15 protein-coding genes and 3 pseudogenes are annotated in these 21,931 nt (G+C 59.2%); 14 read left to right on the plus strand and 4 right to left on the minus strand.

Going from position 1 to position 21,931, the window contains the following annotated elements:
• The first annotated feature begins 4 nt into the window (after positions 1-4).
• Both KI617_RS09385 and KI617_RS09390 read left to right on the plus strand, forming a co-directional pair.
• Positions 5-2,122, plus strand: a complete 2,118-nt coding sequence (locus KI617_RS09385; RefSeq protein WP_226451732.1) for a hemerythrin domain-containing protein — start codon at positions 5-7, stop codon at positions 2,120-2,122.
• Positions 2,123-2,131: 9 nt separating this feature from the next.
• The gene (locus KI617_RS09390; protein WP_226451733.1) at positions 2,132-3,178 is read left to right on the plus strand and encodes an ATP-binding protein; all 1,047 of its coding nucleotides are present in this window, start codon (positions 2,132-2,134) and stop codon (positions 3,176-3,178) included.
• Positions 3,179-3,305: 127 nt separating this feature from the next.
• Here the strand turns inward: KI617_RS09390 and dinB are convergent, their stop codons facing one another.
• On the minus strand, positions 3,306-4,454 hold the full coding sequence (gene dinB / locus KI617_RS09395) for a DNA polymerase IV (protein WP_226451734.1): 1,149 nt from the start codon (positions 4,452-4,454) through the stop codon (positions 3,306-3,308).
• 216 nt (positions 4,455-4,670) lie between these two features.
• On the opposite strand from dinB, the gene KI617_RS09400 reads away from it, so the two are divergent.
• From KI617_RS09400 to KI617_RS09430, 7 genes are all read left to right on the plus strand, one after another.
• Entirely contained in the window at positions 4,671-6,698 is a 2,028-nt protein-coding gene (locus KI617_RS09400; RefSeq protein WP_226451735.1) for a PAS domain-containing hybrid sensor histidine kinase/response regulator, read from the plus strand.
• Positions 6,699-6,804: 106 nt separating this feature from the next.
• The gene (locus tag KI617_RS09405; protein WP_226451736.1) at positions 6,805-7,188 is read left to right on the plus strand and encodes a DUF302 domain-containing protein; all 384 of its coding nucleotides are present in this window, start codon (positions 6,805-6,807) and stop codon (positions 7,186-7,188) included.
• A gap of 111 nt (positions 7,189-7,299) precedes the next feature.
• Positions 7,300-8,220: a bestrophin family protein gene (locus KI617_RS09410; RefSeq protein ID WP_226451737.1), complete on the plus strand. Its 921-nt coding sequence runs from the start codon at positions 7,300-7,302 to the stop codon at positions 8,218-8,220.
• Between the two features lie 84 nt (positions 8,221-8,304).
• Positions 8,305-8,889: a TetR/AcrR family transcriptional regulator gene (locus KI617_RS09415; RefSeq protein WP_226451738.1), complete on the plus strand. Its 585-nt coding sequence runs from the start codon at positions 8,305-8,307 to the stop codon at positions 8,887-8,889.
• Positions 8,890-8,998: 109 nt separating this feature from the next.
• The gene (locus KI617_RS09420; protein WP_226451739.1) at positions 8,999-10,087 is read left to right on the plus strand and encodes an alkene reductase; all 1,089 of its coding nucleotides are present in this window, start codon (positions 8,999-9,001) and stop codon (positions 10,085-10,087) included.
• A 64-nt stretch (positions 10,088-10,151) separates the two neighbouring features.
• On the plus strand, positions 10,152-11,066 hold the full coding sequence (locus KI617_RS09425; protein WP_226451740.1) for a DMT family transporter: 915 nt from the start codon (positions 10,152-10,154) through the stop codon (positions 11,064-11,066).
• A 40-nt stretch (positions 11,067-11,106) separates the two neighbouring features.
• A complete protein-coding gene (locus KI617_RS09430; RefSeq protein WP_226451741.1) occupies positions 11,107-12,264 on the plus strand; it encodes an iron-containing alcohol dehydrogenase in 1,158 nt (385 codons plus the stop codon).
• 18 nt (positions 12,265-12,282) lie between these two features.
• On the opposite strand, the gene KI617_RS09435 is transcribed toward KI617_RS09430, so the two are convergent.
• On the minus strand, positions 12,283-12,900 hold the full coding sequence (locus KI617_RS09435) for a TetR family transcriptional regulator (RefSeq protein WP_226451742.1): 618 nt from the start codon (positions 12,898-12,900) through the stop codon (positions 12,283-12,285).
• Between the two features lie 134 nt (positions 12,901-13,034).
• Between KI617_RS09435 and KI617_RS09440 the strand changes: the two genes are divergently transcribed.
• The 3 genes from KI617_RS09440 to KI617_RS09450 are packed head-to-tail and all read left to right on the plus strand — an operon-like array spanning position 13,035 to position 18,784.
• On the plus strand, positions 13,035-14,228 hold the full coding sequence (locus tag KI617_RS09440; protein WP_226451743.1) for an efflux RND transporter periplasmic adaptor subunit: 1,194 nt from the start codon (positions 13,035-13,037) through the stop codon (positions 14,226-14,228).
• 9 nt (positions 14,229-14,237) lie between these two features.
• Positions 14,238-17,360: an efflux RND transporter permease subunit gene (locus KI617_RS09445; protein WP_226451744.1), complete on the plus strand. Its 3,123-nt coding sequence runs from the start codon at positions 14,238-14,240 to the stop codon at positions 17,358-17,360.
• Positions 17,357-18,784: an efflux transporter outer membrane subunit gene (locus KI617_RS09450; RefSeq protein WP_226451745.1), complete on the plus strand. Its 1,428-nt coding sequence runs from the start codon at positions 17,357-17,359 to the stop codon at positions 18,782-18,784. Before KI617_RS09445 ends, KI617_RS09450 begins: the two co-directional genes overlap by 4 nt.
• A gap of 197 nt (positions 18,785-18,981) precedes the next feature.
• Here the strand turns inward: KI617_RS09450 and tnpC are convergent.
• Positions 18,982-20,292 (minus strand): annotated as a pseudogene (gene tnpC, locus KI617_RS09455) (IS66 family transposase); the annotation flags it as partial.
• Positions 20,293-21,066 (minus strand): annotated as a pseudogene (locus KI617_RS09460) (IS3 family transposase); the annotation flags it as partial. It abuts the pseudogene before it with no gap.
• A 157-nt stretch (positions 21,067-21,223) separates the two neighbouring features.
• Between KI617_RS09460 and tnpA the strand changes: the two are divergent.
• Both tnpA and tnpB read left to right on the plus strand, forming a co-directional pair.
• Positions 21,224-21,538, plus strand: a pseudogene (tnpA, locus tag KI617_RS20525) (IS66-like element accessory protein TnpA); the annotation flags it as partial.
• The gene (gene tnpB / locus KI617_RS09470) at positions 21,535-21,882 is read left to right on the plus strand and encodes an IS66 family insertion sequence element accessory protein TnpB (protein WP_226446023.1); all 348 of its coding nucleotides are present in this window, start codon (positions 21,535-21,537) and stop codon (positions 21,880-21,882) included. The pseudogene tnpA and the gene tnpB, both read left to right, overlap by 4 nt.
• Positions 21,883-21,931 lie beyond the last annotated feature (49 nt).

Raw genomic sequence — 21,931 nt, forward strand, 5'->3', positions numbered from 1 at the left:
GCCAATGGACACTTTTGCCTGGAGCGACCGCTTTCTGACCGGCGAACCGATCGTCGATAGCGAGCATAAGGAACTGTTCCGCATTATCAATTGGGTTGGCCAACTCCAATCCCAACCTGAACGTACCGACGAAATCAAGAATGTCCTGGCGGAACTGGTGCAATACGCCGCCAATCATTTCAAGCACGAAGAAGATTTAATGAAGGAAAGCGGGTGCGATCTTCGGCATGTTGAGTTGCATCAAGCGATTCATCGCGATTTCGCGCAGCAGATCACCGCCATGCGGGAGGTCACTCTCGGGCCGACTGACACCGAGTTTCTGCTCCGTTTCCTGGCCAGTTGGCTCGCCTATCACATCCTGGGCATTGATCAGGCGATGGCCCGTCAAGTCCAGGCCATACGGGCCGGGGCCACACCAGAATCGGCCTTTGAAGCGGAGCGCGCCACCCTGGCCGATCCCGCCACTGCCAGTCTGCTGGATGCCTTGAATTCGCTGTATCGCGTCATCGCTTCGCGAAACAAGGCGCTTATCGACCTCAACCAAGACCTGGAGCATTTGGTCGGGGAGCGCACCATGGCCCTCTCCAATGCCAATGCAAAGCTGGTCTCGGAACATGCCGAACTCAAGGATGCGCTGAACGCCGTGGAGGCGACCCAGCGCAAGCTGCTAGAGTCGGAACGGCGTCGTGCTCTGGATGCGCACCGCTATATGCAGCAGCTACTCGCCCAGATTGTGGATGGCGACCCGGTGCCGACATTGGTCATCGATGCCAACCACAAGATAACGCACTGGAACAAATCCTGCGCCGCCGTTACCGGCGTCGTCGCCAGCGAGATGATTGGCACAAACCGCCAATGGTCGGCCTTTTACCCGAACGAGCGGCCGATCATGGCCGATCTCATCGTCAGTTCTGCGATCGATGGCATGGAGGCGCTGTATCACGGAAAATTCAAGCGATCCAAACTGATCGAAGGCGCGTACGAGGCCGAGGATTTCTACCCCCACATGGGGGATTCCGGCCGCTGGCTCTACTTCACCGCCGCACCGTTGCGCGATGCCAATGGCCGCATCATCGGTGCCATCGAAACCCTGCAGGATGTCACCGAACGCCACAAGGCCGTCGATGATCTGCAAAACTATCAAACCCAACTCGAAGACCTGATCGAAAAACGGACGAGCGAACTTGGCAACGCCAATCGCCAGTTGGCGCAGGACATCGCCAAACGTGAAGAAGCCGAAACCGAACTGCTCCGGCGCTATTCGGAACTGACTGAACTGAACATCCAGCTCTCGGACGCCAAGAATCAACTGGTTCAATCAGAAAAACTGGCCTCAATCGGCCAACTCGCCGCCGGCGTCGCCCACGAGATCAACAATCCGATAGGCTATGTCCATTCGAATATTGGCTCTCTGCAGAAATATCTCTCCAATCTGTTCCGGATGCTGGACGCCTATGAGTCGGCCGAAAATGTGATCGCTGATCCGGCCGAACGCGCCCGTTTGCAATCACTGCGCCGGGAGATTGATCTGGACTTTCTCAAGGAAGACATTCCGGTCCTGATGGAAGAATCCAGGGAGGGCATTACCCGGGTCAAAAAAATCGTTCAGGACCTGAAGGATTTCTCCAGAGTGGATACGACCCAGGAATGGGAGTTGGCCGACCTGCACCAGGGAATCGACTCGACGATCAATATCGTTGCCAGCGAACTGAAGTACAAAGCTGAAGTGGTCAAGGAATACGGGGTTCTGCCAAAAATTGAATGCCTCCCATCGCAGCTCAACCAGGTTTTCATGAACCTCCTGGTCAATGCGGCTCACGCCATGGGGGATCAGCGGGGTGAAATCCGCATTCGTACCGGCGCGGCGAATAATCAGGTCTGGCTGGAGTTTTCGGACAACGGCAGCGGTATCCCGGCCGAAATCTGCGGCAAGATATTCGATCCCTTCTTTACGACCAAACCCGTGGGCAAAGGCACCGGGCTCGGGCTTTCGCTCGCCTACGGAATAATCCAGAACCATAACGGCTCCATCGAGGTGAGTAGCGAAGTTGGCAAGGGAACAACCTTCCGCATACAACTTCCTGTCCGGCGCGTTGATTCTTTCGTCGCCGCCAGCCAATGAGCGACTTGTATGCATCCATTGCTTAAACGCCAGCTAAAACGCCAATTCGGCTCCCCGGAGGCCGTTCCGGAGTCTCTGCAAGAATTTTTCGAACGGATCAATGTCGATTATGAGAAGGGCGATGCCGACCATGCGCTCGCTTTGCACTCCCTGGGCGAGATGTCTCGCGAACTCAATGAGCGTAACGAGACACTGCGGCGAGAACGTGATGAACAGGTAGCGCTCGCCAAGAGCCTGGAGGAGGCTCATAACCAGTTGCTGCAGTCAGAAAAGATGGCCTCGATTGGTCAACTGGCGGCGGGTGTCGCGCATGAAATCAACAATCCGGTTGGCTACGTAAATTCAAACCTGAAGTCTCTCGATACCTTCACTCAGGATTTGCTCACCCTCGTCGATGCCTACGAGCGATCTACAGAACATTTGCCGACGGACGCCCAAGAATCGTTATCCACCCTCAGGGAGCAACTCGATATCGATTTTCTCAAGACCGATGTGGTCGCCCTCCTCCGTGAGTCGCAAGAAGGGATCGACCGGGTCAAGAAGATTGTCCAGGACCTGAAGGATTTCTCGCACGTTGACGATGGCAATTTCAACTGGGCAGACCTGCACCTGGGCCTGAACTCAACCCTCAACATCGTAAACAACGAGATCAAGTACAAAGCCGATGTTTTCAAGGAGTATGGCGACATCCCGATGGTCGAATGCCTGCCTTCTCAGCTCAACCAGGTATTCATGAATCTTCTGGTGAATGCTGCCCACGCGATGCCTGTCGATGTACGTGGCAAGATTACGGTACGTACCGGAATGAATGCCGACGATATGGTCTGCGTGGAGGTATCGGACAATGGCAGTGGTATCCCGAAGGAAAACCTGACCAGAATCTTTGACCCCTTCTTCACCACCAAGCCGGTCGGCAAAGGTACCGGTCTTGGCCTCTCACTGGCCTATGGCATCGTGAAAAAACACGGGGGGCACATTGAGGTTAGCAGCACGGTAGGCGTCGGAACGACGTTTCGGATTCTGCTTCCAGTCCGCCAGCAAACCAGTGCTCAATAAGCAATAGATCTGAATGGATGCCGGGGGGGCTCTTTGGCGTCAGCAAGCGTTCAGCGGCCACTTCGGGAAACATCCGTCCTCGACCATCGGCGTATTCTTGCCGCAGGCCCCCTTCATGGGTGGATTGTCAAAACGGCAACTCCGCCTGCACCGAACCGGAGTCAATCTCGACCTCATCCAGGGAAACCAGACCGCTGGCCCGTACGCCGAGCAGTCGAATCCGTTGCGTCAGCGGAACGCGTTTCAGGCATTCACCGGCCGCCTTGCGAATCTGCTCGCCATCGCTGACGCCAACCGGCAGGGTCACATCGCGGGTCACTGCATGAAAGTCCGAATAGCGCAGCTTGATCCCGATCGTTCGGCTGGCGTAGCCCTTGCGCTTCAGATCGTCGGCCACCCGCATGCACAGCGACGTAAATATCTCGGATAGCGCCGCCCTGTCCTGCCGGGCGTGCAGATCGCGGTCGAAGGTGCTTTCCCGACTGATCGACTTGGGTTCGGATTCCATGACCACCGGCCGCTCGTCCAGGCCATGCGCCACCCGGTGCAACCAGGTGCCCGTTGTCCGGCCAAAGGCATTGACCAGAAACTCGACCGGAGCGGCGGCCAGTTCGCCGATTGTCGTGATCCCCAAGCGGCTCAGGCGTTCCGTTGCCTTGGGTCCGATACCGTTGATCTTCCTGGCTGGCAGCGGCCATATCCGCGTCGCTACCTCGGCCATGCCAAGCACGGTAATGCCGTTCGGTTTATCCAGGTCCGAGCAGATTTTCGAGAGCAATTTGTTCGGCGTGATGCCAATAGAACAGGTCAGGCCGGTCGCATCGAATACCGCCTGCTTGATACGCCTGGCCAGGACATGGGTTTCTTCCGGAATGTCGCTGAGATCGATGTAAATTTCATCGATACCTCTATCCTCGATTTGCGGTGCGATCGTCGCTACCGCGGCTTTGAAGCGGCGCGAATAATCGCGGTAGGCATCGAAATTGGCCGGCAGCAGAATCGCCTCCGGCGCCAGTTGCGCCGATTTCATCAGCCCCATGCCGGAAAAGACACCGAGGGCCCGTGCTTCGTAGGTGGAGGTGGTCACCACACCGCGCCCGGCATAGTCGCCCAATCTGGCGAAGCGCCTGGCGCCATCGGATTGATTGACCGGCTGATGAACATTGCGGCCGCCCACCACCACCGGCTTCCCCTTGAGTTCCGGGTAGCGTAGCAATTCGACGGAGGCAAAAAATGCATCCATATCGAGGTGGGCGATGCGCCGAGCACTGTTCATATTTACAGTTTATCGAATTTTGATCACCAGCGGCGAAGCGCTTGCCGGCTACGGACATGAAAAGCCAAAATCGGCACAAAGTAAGGTCTGCTTTGGCACTTGGCCGAATTCAATCACTGTCGGGAGGAGTAAACTGCGCGATGCTAATCACCGTCAGCCCAAGGATCCATTGGCATCATGGAAGTCAGCCAGCCAAGCAAAGAATTTCAATCATCATTGCAAAAAGCCATTCTCGATGAGTCGCCGGACGGAATTCTCGTCGTTGACCGGGAAAACCGGATCGTTTCGGTCAATAAGCGTTTCTACACGACTTGGGATATCCCCCAACCGGAATGCTCGCTGGATGATTTGCTACATAACGTCGATACGAAAATCCTTGAATATGGGTTGACCAAGGTACTTTACCCGGAACAGTTTCTGCAACGCGTCCAGGAGCTGTATGCCAACCCCGAGATGGAAGATATCTGTGAAATCCAGCTGAAAGACGGACGCACCCTTAAACGCCACTCGAATACGCTGTACGGCGCAGACGGTGTGTATCTCGGGCGAGTCTGGTATTTCCGCGACATTACCGAAATGATTGCTTCAAGGCAGGCCCGGGAAGACAGTGAGACACGCTATCGCACCGCCTTCCAGACATCGCTCGACGCGATTGCCATTACGACCCTGAGCGACGGTATCTATGTCGATGTCAATCAAGCCTTTCTGGATATTTTGGGCTATGAGCGGCATGACTTGATTGGCCACAGCTCGCTCGAACTGAACATCTGGGTCGATCCCGCCGATCGGCAATCCTTTAGCGAAAAATTGCGCCAGGAGCCGCTGCACCTGAAATTCGAAGCGCGCTTCCGCAAGAAGGACGGTAGTATTTTCTGGGGCCTGTTTTCAGTTTCGCGCCTGGTACTAAATGGCGTTCCCTGCCTGATGTCCATCACCACCGACATTACGCAGAGAAAAACGGCAGAAACCGAACTGGTGCAGCATCGTGATCACCTGGAGCACCTGGTCGAGGAACGCACCGCCGAGTTATTGCGCGCCAAGGAAGCGGCAGAAGCCGCCAATGTGGCGAAAAGCGCATTTCTTGCCAACATGAGCCACGAAATCCGCACACCGCTGAATGCCATTACCGGCATGGCCCACCTGATCCGCCGCGGTGGCCTGACGCCGAAGCAACAGGAGCAGTTGAGGAAACTTGAGGGGGCCGGCGAGCATCTCCTGAGCATCATCAATGCCATCCTTGAGCTTTCGAAAATCGAAGCCGGAAAATTCGTCTTGTCCGAATCGGCGATCAGCGTCGCAAACATCCTGGACAATGTCGCATCGATGCTGCAAATGCATGTCCAGACCAAGCATTTGACCCTGAATATTGAGGCCGATGGCATCCCCGAAAACCTGCTCGGTGATCCGACATCCCTGCAACAGGCGCTGCTCAACTATGCGGCCAACGCGGTCAAATTTACCGAAACCGGCAGCGTCACCTTGCGGGTCGGCTTGATCGAGGATCACCCGGAAGACGCCTTGCTCCGCTTTGAAGTCGAGGATACGGGCATCGGCATTCCGGAAGAGGCGATGGCCAGGCTGTTCGCAGCCTTCGAACAAGCCGACAACACAATGACCCGGAAATACGGCGGAACCGGCCTGGGACTGGCGATCACCAAGAAGCTGGCAGAGCGGATGGGCGGCACCTCGGGGGCCAGCAGTATCCCCGGAAAGGGCAGCACCTTCTGGTTCACGGCACGACTCAGGAAAGGCTCATCGCCCAGCCCGAAATCGCCCAGCCCGAAATCGGCCACCAAAGAATCCATCAGCGCCGAAGAGATTCTGAAACGCGACTATCCGGAACGCCGCATCCTTCTGGTTGAGGACGAACCGATCAACCGCGAGGTCGCCACGGTCATGCTTCAGGATGCTGCCCTGGTCGTCGACACGGCTGAAGACGGTGCTGAAGCCGTCGCGCTGGTGCAACGAAATTGCTACGACCTGATCCTGATCGATATCCAGATGCCAAAAATGGACGGGATAGAAGCGACCAGGATCATCCGCACGCTACTGAATGGGCAAGGCAAACCGGTCATCGCGATTACGGCCAATGCATTCTCGGAAGACAAGACGCGCTGCCTTGCCGCCGGCATGAACGACTTCATTGCCAAGCCGGTCGAACCGGAAATCCTTTATTCGACCCTGCTCAAATGGCTGGCTCAGCCGACGGGCGAACCGGCTCGTGAGCTTGCCTCCAGCCACTGATTCATAGGTTTCAGAAAAATCCAGGCCTGCGGCAGAACCGCGTGATTGTTTGATCGGCAAGCCTCCGTTATCCTGCAACCCGCCACCGTTGTGCCAAGGAAAGTTCGTGTTTTATATCGTCGAAAGCAGCAAGTCATTTTACGAAGCCGGTTTCGATCTGGAACCGGTGGTCCAGCGCCTTGGCTTTGCCATCCTGCACACTTTCGACTTCAGCGAAACGCTTCGCCGCAAGGGCATCGAGCTGGACGAAGACTGCCAGGTATTTGAAATCTGCAATTACCGCTACGCCGAAAAGATGCTCAGCCTCGACATGCGGCTCAGCCTCACGCTGCCCTGGCGGATTTCGATCTTCACCCAGAACGGCGCGACGATGATTGGTCTGACCCGCCCCGACACGATGCCCTCAATACTTGGCGAAAACGATGAACTGGCGAGAACTGCCGCCGAAATCGAAGCCAAGATGATCATGATCGTGGACGAAACGCGCTGAACGTTCTCTTTTTACTCAATTCAATTCCCGTAAGGGCCTAGCTGCCCACTTTCGGTGCTCCCAAGCGCTGCGAATTCCGCCCGCTTCCGCCAATTTCCTGCGAATTCCCACATGATCGTCCGCCCTCATTTGCATTGGTTCCGACTGCTATTTGTCTGGCGCGGTTCGGTGCTGCCTTACATCATCAGCCGACTGCTCCTGGTTCTAGCGGTTTCCGTGCTCAGCATCCTGAGCCGCGACTGGTGGATGAGCGCGCATGCCGCCTCGGCCTTGTCGATTCCGCCATTTACCCTGATGGGCATCGCCCTCGCCATCTTCCTCGGCTTCCGCAATTCCGTCAGCTACGACCGCTACTGGGAAGCCCGCAAGCAATGGGGGGCGCTCTTGATCGGCGCCCGCTCCCTGACCCGTGAGATCGCCAGCTTCGCCCCGACTGAAGTTGATTTGCAGCGACGCGTCGCCCGTACCCTGGCCGCCTTCGCCTATGCGCTCAAGCACCAGCTGCGCAACACCGATCCACGGGTCGATCTGGCCTGCCGATTGGACGCTGCAACGCTGGAACGGGTTTGCGCCGCCCGCTTTGCGCCATCAGCCCTGCTCCTTTGTCTGGCGCAGGATATTGGCTCGGCTCAGAAAGCGGGCGTCATCAGCGACCTGCAGTGGCAGTCGATCGATCGCAACCTCAACCTGCTGACGGAAGCCTCCGGCGCCTGCGAGCGGATTGCCAACACGCCCATTCCCTATACCTACCGGGTACTGATGAACCGGACGGTGATGGTCTATTGCCTGTTGCTGCCGGTCGGCCTGAGTACCTCGATTGGCTGGCTGACTGTCCTGGTCGCGCCGTTCATTGCCTACACCTTCCTGGCGCTGGATGTCATCGGCGAACAGATCGAGGAACCCTTTGGTAAGGAACCGAATGACCTGGCCCTCGCCTCGATGTGCCATGGCATCGAGGTTTCCGTCTGCGAACTGGTTGGTGAGCAGCCCCGGAGTTCGCCGCCAGAGGTGCTTGATTACGTCGTGATCTGAGCGGTGACTCGGCTTTACGGTCAGAAATTCGCGACCACGAAAGATTACTAGACGACCGGTCTAATTCATGGCAAAGTTCAAGCCATGAACATTCGTCACGACAATACGCGCCAGCACATTCTCGATACCGGCCACCGGATCATCGCCGGCAAAGGCTTTTCGAGCGTTGGGCTCAATGAGATTCTGACTACGGCCGGCGTGCCGAAAGGCTCGTTCTATCACTACTTCGAGTCCAAGGAGCAGTACGGCCAAACCCTGCTCCAGGAGTATTTCAATCGCTACCTGACGACGATCGACACGTTAGAGCAAAGCGATGCCGCATCCGGCCATGAGCGCCTGCTACGTTACTGGCAGCAATGGCTGAACGCCCAGTGCGATGACTGTGCCGATCAAAAGTGCCTGGTCGTCAAACTGAGCGCCGAAGTGGCCGATCTCTCGGATGCGATGCGCGTGACGTTGCGTGACGGCACCGATCAGGTGGTTGCCCGAATTGCCGGCTTGATCGAAGCGGGCGTTGCCGATGGCTCGCTGCCGGCACTGGAGCCGCGCTCGACCGCCCAAATGCTCTACCAGCTCTGGCTGGGCGCCAGCCTGCTCGGCAAACTGCACCGTAATAGCGATGCGCTGGAAGGCGCCATGAAGTTCACCCGGCAATTGCTGTCCCGCTGAATCCTCAAGCTTTGACCGGCCGCATCCAAGTGCGGCCAATTTTTCACTCTGATCTATAGACGACCGGTCTAATTAGTTTCTTAATACCAGCCACGAAGGAGAATCACCCATGAATTCCCTGTTCGACCCGATCAAAATTGGCGATATCGCCCTGGCCAACCGTATCGTCATGGCCCCGCTGACCCGGAATCGCGCCATCGAAGGCCACAAGCCCGGCCCGCTGACCGTCGAGTACTACCGCCAGCGCGCCACGGCCGGCCTGATCATTGCCGAGGCCAGCCAGATCAGCCCCATGGCCCAGGGCTATCTCGACACCCCGGGCATCTACTCCACCGAACAAGTGGCCGCTTGGCGCGAAGTGACCGATGCCGTGCATGCCGAAGGTGGGCGCATCGTCCTCCAGCTCTGGCATGTTGGCCGCATTTCGCATACCTCGCTGTTGCCGGATGGTGCCGCCCCGGTTTCATCAACCAGTCGCCGCCCCGAAGCCATGACCTTCACACGCGACGGATTCGTCCCGGTTTCGGAGCCACGTGCTCTGCGCGATGACGAGTTGCCCGCCCTGATCGAGGACTATCGCCGCGCTGCCCGCAACGCCATCGCCGCCGGGTTTGACGGCGTCGAGATTCACGCCGCCAATACCTACCTGATCGAACAATTCCTGCGCGACAGCATCAACGACCGCAGCGGCCCCTATGGCGGCAGCATTGCCAACCGCGCCCGCCTGCTGCTCGAAGTCGTTCAGGCCGTCACTGAGGAAATTGGCGCCGGCCGGACAGGTGTTCGCCTCTCGCCGATGACCACCTTTGGCAACACCGCACCGCTCGATAGCGACCCGCAGGCGCTGCACAACTACGTCGTCGAACAACTGGCGCCATTTGGCCTGGCCTTTCTCCACGTCATCGAAGGCGAAACTGGCGGCACGCGCAGCCCGGAAGGAAAAACCTTCGACTACGAGGCGCTGCATCGTCGCTTCCCCGGTGCCTGGCTGGTCAACAACGGCTACAGCCTTGAGCTGGCAAAGCAGACCATTGAAGATGGCAAGGCGGACCTGATCGCCTTTGGCCGCCCCTTCATCAGCAACCCCGATCTGGTTCGCCGCCTGCGCGAGGCCGCCCCGTTGAACGATTTGCGGGCCGACAAGCTCTATGGCGGTGGCGCTGAAGGCTACACCGACTACCCGTTCCTGCCCGCCTGATTAGCCTCTGTACCGTGGCGGCTGACCCCGTCACGGTTCCCCGCCTCTTGTTCCGGATATTTTGATGTCGTCATTTCGCCGCTGGCTACCCCCGCTCGCCCTGCTCGTCCTATCCCTGACCTGGGGTTACACGTGGGTGCTGGCCAAACAAGGGCTGGCCTATGCCCCGCCCTTTGCCTTCGCGGCGGAACGTTGCGTCGGTGGCGCCGTCGCCCTGTTCCTGGCGCTCAAGTTGATGGGGCGCCCGCTCAAGCTGGTCGCACCATGGCCCACATTGGCCATCGGCCTGACCCAGGTGGCCGGATTCATGGTTTTCCAGACCTGGGCGCTGGTCGAAGGCGGCCCCGGCAAAACCGCCGTGCTGATCTTCACGATGCCGATCTGGACGCTGCTGATGGCCTGGCCCATCCTCGGTGAGCGGGTCAAAGGCAAGCAATGGCTGGCTGCAGCCAGCACCCTGATCGGCCTGTTGCTGATCATCGAGCCCTGGGACATGCATTCCAGCCTGTTCAGCAAATTCCTCGGCCTGATGGCGGCGCTGTGCTGGGGCATCGGCACCATCCTGATCAAACGCCTGCGCTCGACTCAACCGGTCGACCTGCTCTCCCTGACCGCCTGGCAGATGATCTTCGGTGCCATCCCGCTCGTGCTACTGGCGCTGGTCGTGCCGGAGCGCTCAACGGAATGGACGCCTCACTACCTGGGCATTCTCGCCTTCATGTCGATTGCCAGCACCGCCCTCTGCTGGTGGCTGTGGATTTACATCCTCGACCGGGTACCCGCCTGGGAGGCCAGCCTCTCGGTGCTTGGTACGCCGGTCGTTGCCATCCTCTCTTCCCGCCTGACCTTCGGCGAGGAATTCAAGGCACTTGAAGTCGCCGGCATCCTGCTGATTGGCAGCGGGCTGGCCATGTTGTCCCTGCTGAGTTGGGCCGCCAGCCGGCGAAATCCGGCAAAATTGGCGCTCGATAAAGCCTGATTGCGCACACCGCACCAAACCGTCTCGAAGGAATACAGTCATGACCCACCTCTTTCAATTCAGTTATCACAACCCGACCCAGATTCACTTTGGTCTCAACAGCTTCAGCAAGCTAAAAGAACTGGTCCCGCTGGATGCCCGGGTACTGATGCTTTATGGCGGTGGTTCGATCAAGAAGAATGGCGTCTATGACCAGGTAAGCCAGGCGCTATCCGGACATCAGGTGGTCGAATTCGCCGGTGTCGAACCCAATCCGACCTTCGAAACGCTCAATCGTGCCGTCGAGCTTGTGCGGGCCGAAAAGCTCGATTTCATTCTGGCCGTCGGTGGCGGCTCAGTCAGCGATGGCGCCAAATACATCGCCTGCGCCGCCCTGTACGACGGTGACGGCTGGGACATCGTCAGCAGCAAGCACAGGGTGGAACGTGCCCTGCCCGTCGGTGTCGTCCTGACCTTGGCCGCAACCGGCTCCGAATCGAATGCCGGCGCCGTGGTCACTCGTGCCGCCAATCACGAAAAACGCGTGTTTTATGTCCAGCCAGCCCGGCCACGCTTTGCCATCCTGAATCCTCAGGTCCTGGCCACCCTGCCGGACCGGCAACTGGAAAACGGTGTGGTCGACGCCTTCGTTCACGTTTGCGAGCAATACCTGACCTATCCGGTCGGCGCCCTGGTCCAGGATGGCTATGCCGAAGCGGTCATGCGTGCCCTGAAAGCCCTGGCCGACACTTTCGACCAGCGCCGCGACATCGGCTGGCTGCAGAACCTGATGTGGGCTGCCAATCAGGCTCTATGCGGCGTTATTGGGGTTGGCGTGCCAACGGATTGGGCCACCCACCGGATGGCCGTCGAACTGACCGCCCTTTACGGCATAGACCACGGGCGGACATTGGCTATCATCCAGCCAGCACTGCTCCGCGAAGCCATTGAAGCCAAACGGGCCAAGCTGGAACAAATGGGGCGTGCCGTTTTCGGCCTTGAGCATCCGTCGGCCGAAGCGACCATCGCTGCCATCGAGAATTTCTATCGCAGCCTGAATATGCCGCAGCACCTGAGCGACACCGACATCAACGATCCCGATGCCGCAGAGCGCGTCATGCAGGCCCTGCGCGATCACGGCAATGCCGCCCTGGCTGGTCATGCCCAACTTGATGAAGCCAAGACGGAGCGGATAATCCGTGCCGCCTGCGCCAGATAAGAGAGAACGCCTTGCGGCTCAGGCGCGCCGCATCGCCATGTGAGCAGAGATCATCTCCGGAACCCGTGACGGCAAATCCGAGCCTTTCTGACAGCCGAGCAACAAGTGCAGCAAACCAGAGGTAAACGCCCAGGTATCCTTGGCCGTAGCGAGCGGATCCAGCCCTAATCGCAAGGTGCGCCGGTCAGCAGCCTGCTGATAGATCCGCTCGATCTTGGCGAGAAACGTCTGGGCCGGCCGGCCGACCTCTTCCTGTACCGCGGCAAACTCGTCGACATACTCGCAACGCGAAATCATGATCTCGAACACTTCGCGAACCACCGAACAGTCCTCGAGAACCCGGAAGAACTCCTTGATCGACGCTTCGATGGCATCGAGCGGATTGGAAAACTGATCTGACAGCAAATAAGCGTCAGTGCGCTCGACCATCGGCGCGAAAACATCCTCGCGCATGGCGAAGAACAATTCGGCCTTGTCCTTGAAATGCCAATAAACGGCGCCACGCGTTACACCGGCCGCCTTGGCGATTTTCTCCAGCGTCGAACGGCTGACGCCACACTCGTGAAATACGGTTCGAGCCGCTTCAATAAGGTGCTTGCGGGTCTGCTCCGCTTCTTCCTTTGTTTTACGTACCACTTTCTCTCCTGACCGAACCTTCCCCTGATTTATGCATCCTAAATCACACGGTAACGGTTCGTTACAAACTTCTATTTACATACATCCATGAATGTTTATAATCTAGCCAGCAAAAATAATCAAGGAGAACCGGCGTGAACCCAACTTCAACATTCCAACGTAAGGCCCTGCCCTTCATCGTTTCGGCCATTATCGGCGCACTGGCTGCCGCCGGATGTTCCGGCGACAAGACGGCGGGTGGCCCCCCCAAGATGGGGCCGATGCCGGTCACCGTCATCGAGATGCAGCCGCAGAAAGTACCTTCCAGCATAGAGATCATGGCGCAAACCGAAGGCGCTCGTGAAACCGAAGTTCGCGCTCGCGTTGGCGGCATACTGACCAAGCGTCTTTATCAGGAAGGCGAAACAGTCAAGGCCGGCCAGCCGCTGTTCCAGATCGACCGCTCTCCTTATGAAATTGCGCTCACCGAGGCCAAGGCCAAAGCCGAGCAGACAGCCCGCGAAGTGGGCCGCTTGAAAGGTCTGGCCGAAGCCAAGGCCATCGCCCAGAAGGACTATGACGATGCCGTCTCGGCCAACGCCATGGCCCAGGCTGCATTGCGCCAGGCTGAACTGAATCTCTCCTGGACCATCGTGACGGCGCCAGTCGCTGGCACGACCGGCCGCGCCATCAAGTCGGACGGCAACCTGATCTCGACTGCTGACAGCCTGCTGACCTCGATCTATCAGACCAATCCGATCTGGGTCCGCTTCAGCCTGGGCGAGAGCGATCTGGCTAAATTCCCCGGCGGTCGCGTTACCGCCAAGGACGTCAAGGGCGTCGAGCTGGTCATGGCCAATGGCCAGAAGTACGAGAAGCCGGGCAAAGTCAATTTCCTCGCCACCAATATAGACACCACGCTGGGCACCCAGGCGTTGCGCGCCGAGTTCGATAATGCTGGCGGCCAGTTGCTGCCGGGCCAGTTCGTCCGTGTCCGCCTGCTGACCGGTGAGCGTGACGGTGTCTATCTGGTGCCGCAATCGGCCGTCCTGCAAACCGAACAAGGCACCCTGGTCATGACCGCCGGTCCCGAAAACAAGGTGGCCCCCCGCCCGGTCAAGGCCGGCGAGTGGTACGGCAAGGACTGGGTCATCCTCGGCGGCCTGAATGCCGGCGACAAGGTGATCGTCGACAATCTGATCAAGCTGCGCCCCGGCATGCCGGTCGATCCCAAGCTACAGGGTACTCAGCCTGGCGGAATGGCGGGAATGAACGGGATGGAGGGCGCATCGTCAATGACTGGCATGTCCGGAATGTCCGGATTGACCAACAATCGCGCCAAGCCATAAGGAATCGCCATGGCAAAATTCTTTATCAACCGGCCGATTTTCGCGTCGGTCATCTCGATCATCATCGTCATTGCCGGGCTGGTCGCCTCGCAGGTATTGCCGATTGCGCAATACCCGCAGATCGCCCCGCCGACCGTGCTGATCACCGCTACCTATCCGGGTGCTTCGGCTGAAACGCTGGCCAAGACGGTGGCTGCGCCCATCGAGGAACAGCTGAATGGCGTCGAGAACATGCTGTACTTCACGTCATCGGCCAGTGCCAATGGCGCGGTAACCATCACGGCTACCTTCGAAGTCGGCACCAATGTCGATATGGCCTCAGTCAACGTCAATAACCGGGTCAAGGCGGCCGAACCGCGCCTGCCGGAAGCCGTTCGACGCAATGGCGTGATCGTCCAGAAACGCTCCAACGACATTCTTCAGGTCGTCGCCCTGAAGTCGGAAGGCGGCAAGTACAACACGCTCTTCCTGTCCAACTACGCCAGCCTGAACATCGTTGACGAGTTGAAGCGGGTCAAGGGCGTTGGTGATGTCACCATTTTCGGTGCGCAGGATTACTCGATGCGCGTCTGGCTGAAGCCGGATCGCATGGCCCAGCTTGGCTTGACGACGACGGAAGTTGCGGCCGCCATCACGGCGCAGAATGCCCAGAATGCGGCCGGCAAGATCGGCCAGGAACCGGCACCGAACGACCAGCAACTGGTTTACACGGTGACCGCGAAGGGCCGCCTGCTCAGCGAAGAGGAGTTCGGCAACATCGTCATCCGCGCCAGCGGCCCGGGCGGCGTGTTGCGTCTTAAGGACATCGCCCGCATCGAACTCGGTGCCTACAGCTACGACCAGCGCGTTACGCTGGATGGTCAGCCGACCATTGCCATGGGCGTGTTCCTGCAGACTGGCGCCAACGCGCTGGAAGTTGCCGAACTGGTCAAGGCCAAGATGGTCGAGCTGAAGGGCAAGTTCCCGGAAGCAATGGATTACGTCATTCCGTTCGACACCACCCGTTTCGTCTCGGCCTCGATCAATGAAGTGGTCAAGACCCTGATCGAAGCGATGATCCTGGTACTGGCTGTCGTCTTCCTTTTCCTGCAAAGCTGGCGCGCCACGCTGATTCCGATGGTTGCCGTGCCGATCTCGCTGATCGGTACCTTTGCCGGCCTGTGGCTGTTCGGGTTCTCGATCAATACGCTGACCCTGTTCGCCATGGTGCTGGCCATCGGTATCGTCGTTGATGACGCGATCGTTGTGCTCGAAAACGTCGAGCGCTTGATGGCCGAAGAGAAACTGCCGCCCAAGCTGGCAGCGATCAAGGCCATGCAGCAGGTCACCGGGGCGCTGATCGCCATTGTGCTGGTGCTTTGCGCGGTGTTCATCCCGGTCGCCTTCCTTGGCGGCATTGCCGGCCAGCTCTACAAGCAGTTCGCCGTGACCGTGGCTGTCGCTGTCGTGCTCTCCGGCGTGGTTGCGCTGACCCTGACACCCGCCCTCTGCGCCCTGCTCCTCAAGGCCCAGCATACCGAGAACAAGCTGTTCGCCCCGTTCAACCGGATGTTCGAACGCCTGACCGACAACTACACCCGCGCCGTCGGCTTTACGATGAAGCACGGCATCGTCGGCTCGCTGGTTTTCCTGGCCGTGATTGGCGCCACCTTGCTCTTCTTCCGCGTTATCCCGGGCAGCTTCGTGCCGGCCGAAGACCAGGGCTACCTGATCTCCGCCCTGATGTTGCCGGATGGCGCGACGCTGAAGCGCACGGAAAAGACCGGCGAAGGCATGCGTCAGATGATCGCCAACGATGAGGCCGTCAAGCATACCTTCATCGTTTCCGGCTTCGACCTGATCGGCGGCGGCAACAAGCCAAACGCCGGCACCATGTTCATTCCGCTCAAGGACTGGTCCGAACGGCAAGGCAAGGCGCAGGATCTGGCTGGCAAGTTCATGGGTATGGGCATGATGCAGCCGGACGGCATGGGTCTTGTATTCAATCCCCCACCGATCATGGGCCTGGGTTCGGCTGGCGGTTTCGAGGTCTACGTGCAGAACCGCGTCGACGGCGATGCCCGCAAGCTCAACGATGTCACCCAGACTTTCATGGAAGCGCTGAAGACGCATCCGGAATTCACCCGGATCTCCACCTTCTTCCGCCCGACCGTGCCGCAGTTGTTCGTTGAGGTCGATGAACAAAAAGCCCTGGCGCTGGGCATTCCCATCGCCGACATTTATTCGACGCTGCAAAGCACGATGGGCGCACTCTACGTCAATGACTTCAACAAGGCGGGTCGGGTCTATCGCGTGCAATTGCAGGCTGAAGCCAACTATCGCATGAAGGCAGACGACATCGGCAAGGTCTATGTGCGCAGCGCAACGACCAACGCGATGATTCCGCTGTCCGCCGTCAGCAAGGTGAAGAGCGTGGTCGGCCCCGAGCAGGTCGAACGCTTCAACGGCTTCATCGCCGCCAAGGTGATGGGTGACTCGAAGCCAGGCGTCAGCTCGGGCGATGCGATCAAGATCGTCGAGGAGGTGGCTGCTGCCACCCTTCCCGATGGCTACGGCATTGCGTGGACTGGTCAGGCTTTCCAGGAAAAGCGCAGTTCCGGCTCTTCCCTGCAGGCCTTCGGTTTCGCCATCATCATGGTCTTCCTGATCCTGGCTGCCCAGTACGAGAAGTGGTCGCTGCCCGTTGCTGTCGTGATGGCTGTACCTTTCGCGCTGATGGGTGCGCTGACCGCGATCTGGCTGCGCGGCATGCCGAACGACATCTACTTCCAGATCGGTCTCGTCGTGCTGATCGGATTGGCCTCGAAAAACGCCATTCTGATCGTCGAGTTCGCCGCCCAGAAGTACGCCGAAGGCATGAGTGCAGCCGATGCAGCTATTGAAGCAGCCCGCCTGCGCCTGCGCCCGATCATCATGACCTCGCTGGCCTTCGTGCTCGGCGTCTTCCCGTTGGTCAAGGCCACCGGTGCCGGTGCTGCGGCCCGTCAGTCGATGGGGACCGGCGTCTTCGGCGGCATGCTGGCCGCCACCTTCATCGCCACGCTGTTCATCCCGCTGTTCTTCAATTGGCTGGAGCGCGGCAAGCAGATCGACCCCTCGCACCTCGACATCAACGAGGAGGAACAAGCATGATTTCACCCGCCCTATACCGTCTGACGCCGCTGGCGCTGGCCTTCGCCCTGAGCGGCTGCGCCATCGGCCCTGACTACCTGCGCCCTTCATCCCTGCTGCCCAGCCTCTTTGGCGAAGCCAAGCCGGCGGAGACGGTCGCGATTGCGCCCAACCCAGCCATTGATCCTCGCTGGTGGACGCTGTTCAACGATGCCACACTGAACGACTTGGTCGATCAGGCGCTGAACAACAACGCCAGCCTTCGCCAAGCCATCGCCCGCGTCGAACAGGCCGAAGCCGTCGCCCGCGAGGCCGGTGCCTCCTTCTTCCCGGAAATTGACGGTTCGGCCGGAATCAGCAATACCAAGGCAAGCACCAAGACGGCGACTTATGTCGCTTCGCAACCGGCAATACGCCATGCCCGCAGCGCTGGGCTCAGCACATCATTCGAACTCGATGTCTGGGGCCGCATTCGCCGCGCCAACGAATCAGCCCGCGCCACCCTGCTGGCCAGCCAGTATTCCCGCGACTCCATCCGGATCACGGTGGCTGGCCTGGTTGCCAGTAACTACCTGGCCCTGCGGGCCTACGATGCGCAATTCGCCCTCACCAGCGAAACGCTGAAGAGCCGCGAAGACAGCCTGAAACTGGTGAAAACCCGCGTCGATGCAGGCCTGGTTTCCCCTCTCGATGGCTATCAGGCAGAAGGAGCGCTTGCCGCCGCACAGGTTCAGATCGCCGAACAACGCCGGCAGCGTGCTCTGGCCGAACACCAACTGGCGCTGCTGACCGGCAACCCGGAACTCAAGCTCGCCGCCGGCGACCTGCGCCAACTGCCCATGCCGCCACTCCCCCCAGCCGGCCTGCCCTCGGACCTGATCGAAGGCCGCCCCGATGTCCGCCAAGCCGAAGCCGAGTTGATCGCCACCAATGCCGGCATCGGTATCGCCAAGGCAGGCTACTTCCCGAAATTCACGCTGACCGGCAGCGTCGGCAGCGAGAGCAAGATACTTTCCGACCTGTTCAGCGCCGGTTCAGGCACCTGGTCGCTCGGCCTCGGGGCACTGATGCCCATCCTCGACTTCGGTCGCACCTCAGCCCGCGTCGATCAAGCCAAGGCCCTCAACCAGCAATCCCTGATCGCTTGGCAGAACTCCCTGCAAACCGCCTACAAGGAAGTCCGGGATGCCTTGGTCAGCCTGCGCGAAGACGGCGAAGCCGAAACCGCCCAAAATATCCGCGTAGACAGCGCCCGCAAGGCCCTCGACGTTTCCCGCCTACGCTACGAAGCAGGCCACGCCGGCTACCTCGAAGTCCTCGACGCCCAACGCACCCACAACGATGCGGTAACGACAATGATCACCATGCGCCAAGCCAGGCTAGGTGCGGCGATTGATCTGTTCAAGGCACTGGGTGGCGGGTGGAAATCAGACGGGCAGTCTTGATGGCTTGTTGAAAACAGTAGATTGCTGCATCAGAAAGACAAAACCCGAAGCTCTTGAGCTTCGGGTTTTTCGTTTCCGCCCACCATTCCAAGCAGGGAGTTGGCTACCGCTTGTTTGTTTTGACGATGAAATTTTGATTCAGATTGTTCTTTCAAAGTAACCGTCCGGCCACCACCGTCTTTCCGAGTTAATCGGAATCAGGCTGCAGCAGCGTGATGCTCGGTCTTGGCGATCCGCTCGGCGACACGCCAAGGCAGCAGGTCGTCGAGTTCGCTGATTCGGTAATCAGCAATTCGCTCAATGACGAAACGCAGATAGGCTTCCGGGTCGAGGTCGTTGAGTTTCGCTGAGCCGACCAGGCTGTAAATCGCGGCAGCGCGATCACCACCGGCATCAGAACCCGCAAACAGGAAATTCTTGCGTCCAAGCGCCACCGCCCGTAGCGCCCGTTCAGCCGCATTGTTGTCGATCTCGATGCGCCCATCCGAGGCATAGCGGATCAGTGCCTGCCAATGATTCAAGGCGTAGCCGATGGCATCCGCCAGGCCGGATTTCTTTGAGAGTTGTCGTCGCGTGTCCAGTAACCAGGCATGGAGTTCTTCGAGGATAGGCTTGGCCTGTTCCCGTCCTTTGAGCCTGACATCTGGCGGTTGTCCGCGAACCTTGCTTTCAATCGTATACAAGGCTGCGATTCGTTTGAGTGCCTCGGCGGCAATCGGTGAGCCTTGGGCCTGGTGAATCTCGAAGAACTTGCGGCGGGCGTGGGCCCAGCATGCGGCTTCCAGAATGTCACCCGTGGCATACAAAGCATCGAAACCGGCAAAGGCATCGGCTTGCAGAATCCCCTTGAAGGATTTTAGGTGGCTCTGCGGATGCTCGCCCTTGCGATTTGGTGAGTAGGCAAACCAGACGGCGGGCGGCATGTCGTTCCCGGCCGGCCGATCATCGCGGACATAGGTCCATAACCGCCCGGTCTTGGTCTTGCCATCGCCCGGGGCGAGCACCGGCACCGGCGTATCGTCGGCATGCAGCTTCTCGCCGGCCAGCACGTGGTGACGCAGCCGTTCCAGCAAGGGGCGCAGCAGCGCTGAACATTGCCCGACCCATTCGGCCAGGGTCGAGCGTTCCAGATCAACGCCTTCCCGAGCATAACTACCGCTCTGCCGATACAAAGGCAGGTGATCGCAATATTTGGCGACCAGCACATGGGCCAGCAATCCAGACCCTGCCATGCCTCGGGCAATCGGCCGACTGGGTGCCAGTGCCTGAACGATGGTGTCGCAACGGCCACAAGCCAGCTTCGGCCGAACATGGCGAATAACCCGGAAGCTGGCAGGTACGTAGTCGAGTACTTCCGAGACATCCTCACCCAGCGGCTTGAGATGACCGCCGCAGTCCGGGCAGCAGGCGTGCTCAGGCAGATGAACCACGGTGTCGTGTGGCAAGTGATCCGACAGTGGTTTGCGGACTGAGCTTCCCTCGGTTTTTCGTCTGCCAACGGGTGGGTTTCATGCTACCCGTTTTTCCTGATGCTGCTCTCTGATCCAGGTCTCCAGAAACTGAACAGGCGACTTGTAACCGAGCGTCGAATGCTGCCGTTTCCGATTGTAAAAAACCTCGATGTATTCAAAGGTTGTGGCCTTGATCTCGGCGTGCGTGGCGTAGCGAACACCATGGACTCGCTCGTTCTTGAAGCTGTTGAACCAACTCTCCGTCGGCGCATTGTCCCAGCAGTTTCCTTTCCGGCTCATCGAGCAGGTCATGCCGTAGGCTCTGAGCTTCTCCTGAAAGACCTGGCTGGCGTATTGGCTGCCCCGGTCGGAGTGATGCATCAGCCCCGGCGCCGGCCGCTTCCTGAACCAAGCCATGGTCAGCGCATCCGTCACGATGTCCGCCGTCATGCGCGGCTTCAACGACCAGCCAACCACTTCGCGGTTAAACAGGTCGAGAACGATCGCCAGATAGAGCCAGCCTTCATCGGTCCACAGGTAGGTGATGTCCGACGTCCAAACCTGATTCGGCGCCGTCGGCATAAAGTTTCTGGCGAGCAGGTTCTCCGCCACCGGCAGGCCGTGCTTCGAGTCGGTCGTAACCTTGTAGCGTCGCTTGTGGCGGGCGTAGATGCCGTTGTCACGCATCAGCCGTTCAACCCGTGCCTTGCTCGCCGAGAAACCTCTCGTCCGCAGCTCGCGCACCATGCGCGGACTGCCGTAGGCCCCTCTGAGTTCGGCATGAATAGCGCGGATCAGGGCCAGCATCTGGCTGTCGGACGTAAGCGTCCGGCCACAACCATCTTTCCACCGAAGCTTCGTTGTCTGAAGATACCTCGCGGACGGGCACCTCAAATTTGTGCCCACGAAGGGATTTATGGACACAAATTCAAAGGCAGTCATGGCCTCGAAGCGGCGAGGCCCCTACCGGCATCACCCGTTGGCGCAGAAGCGAGCGATCGTTGAAGAAACGCTGCAGCCAGGTGCCTCGGTTGCACAGATTGCCCGCAAACACGGTGTCAACGCCAACCAGGTATTTTTGTGGCGCAAGATCTACCGTGAGGGACTGCTGCCCGAAGTGAAGCCAGCGCTGTTGCCGGTCACCCTCACGCCGCTGATGGTCAGCGATCAGTTGCCGGCAGCCAGCAGCTCTGCCAGCACAGGGTGTCTGACGATTGAGTTCGGGCAAGTTCGCGTTCGCATCGAAGGCCGCCCTGACGCCGAGGTGCTGCGGCTGGTTCTCGCGGCGCTGCAGCAGCGATGATCGGGCTACCCAGCGGCACCCGGATCTGGCTCGCCGCCGGCTTGACCGACATGCGTCGCGGCTTTGATGGTCTGGCCAGCATCGTTCAGGAGAAACTCGCCGCCGATCCCTTTGCCGGTCACGTCTTTGTCTTTCGCGGTCGCCGCGGTGATCTGGTCAAACTGCTCTGGTGGGATGGCGATGGCCTCTGCCTTTTTGCCAAGCGCCTGGAGCGCGACCGCTTCATCTGGCCACAGGCCAGCGAGGGCTCGGTGCACCTCTCAGGCGCCCAACTTTCCATGCTTCTGGAGGGCATCGACTGGCGTCGCCCGAGTCGCACCGGGCAACCGGAACGGGCCGCATAAGAAAGCTGGAAAACCTTGGCTGGCGGGGCTGTTCACCCGTGGGCTATTC

It is taken from the genome of Ferribacterium limneticum (assembly GCF_020510625.1).
Classification (GTDB): domain Bacteria; phylum Pseudomonadota; class Gammaproteobacteria; order Burkholderiales; family Rhodocyclaceae; genus Azonexus; species Azonexus limneticus_A.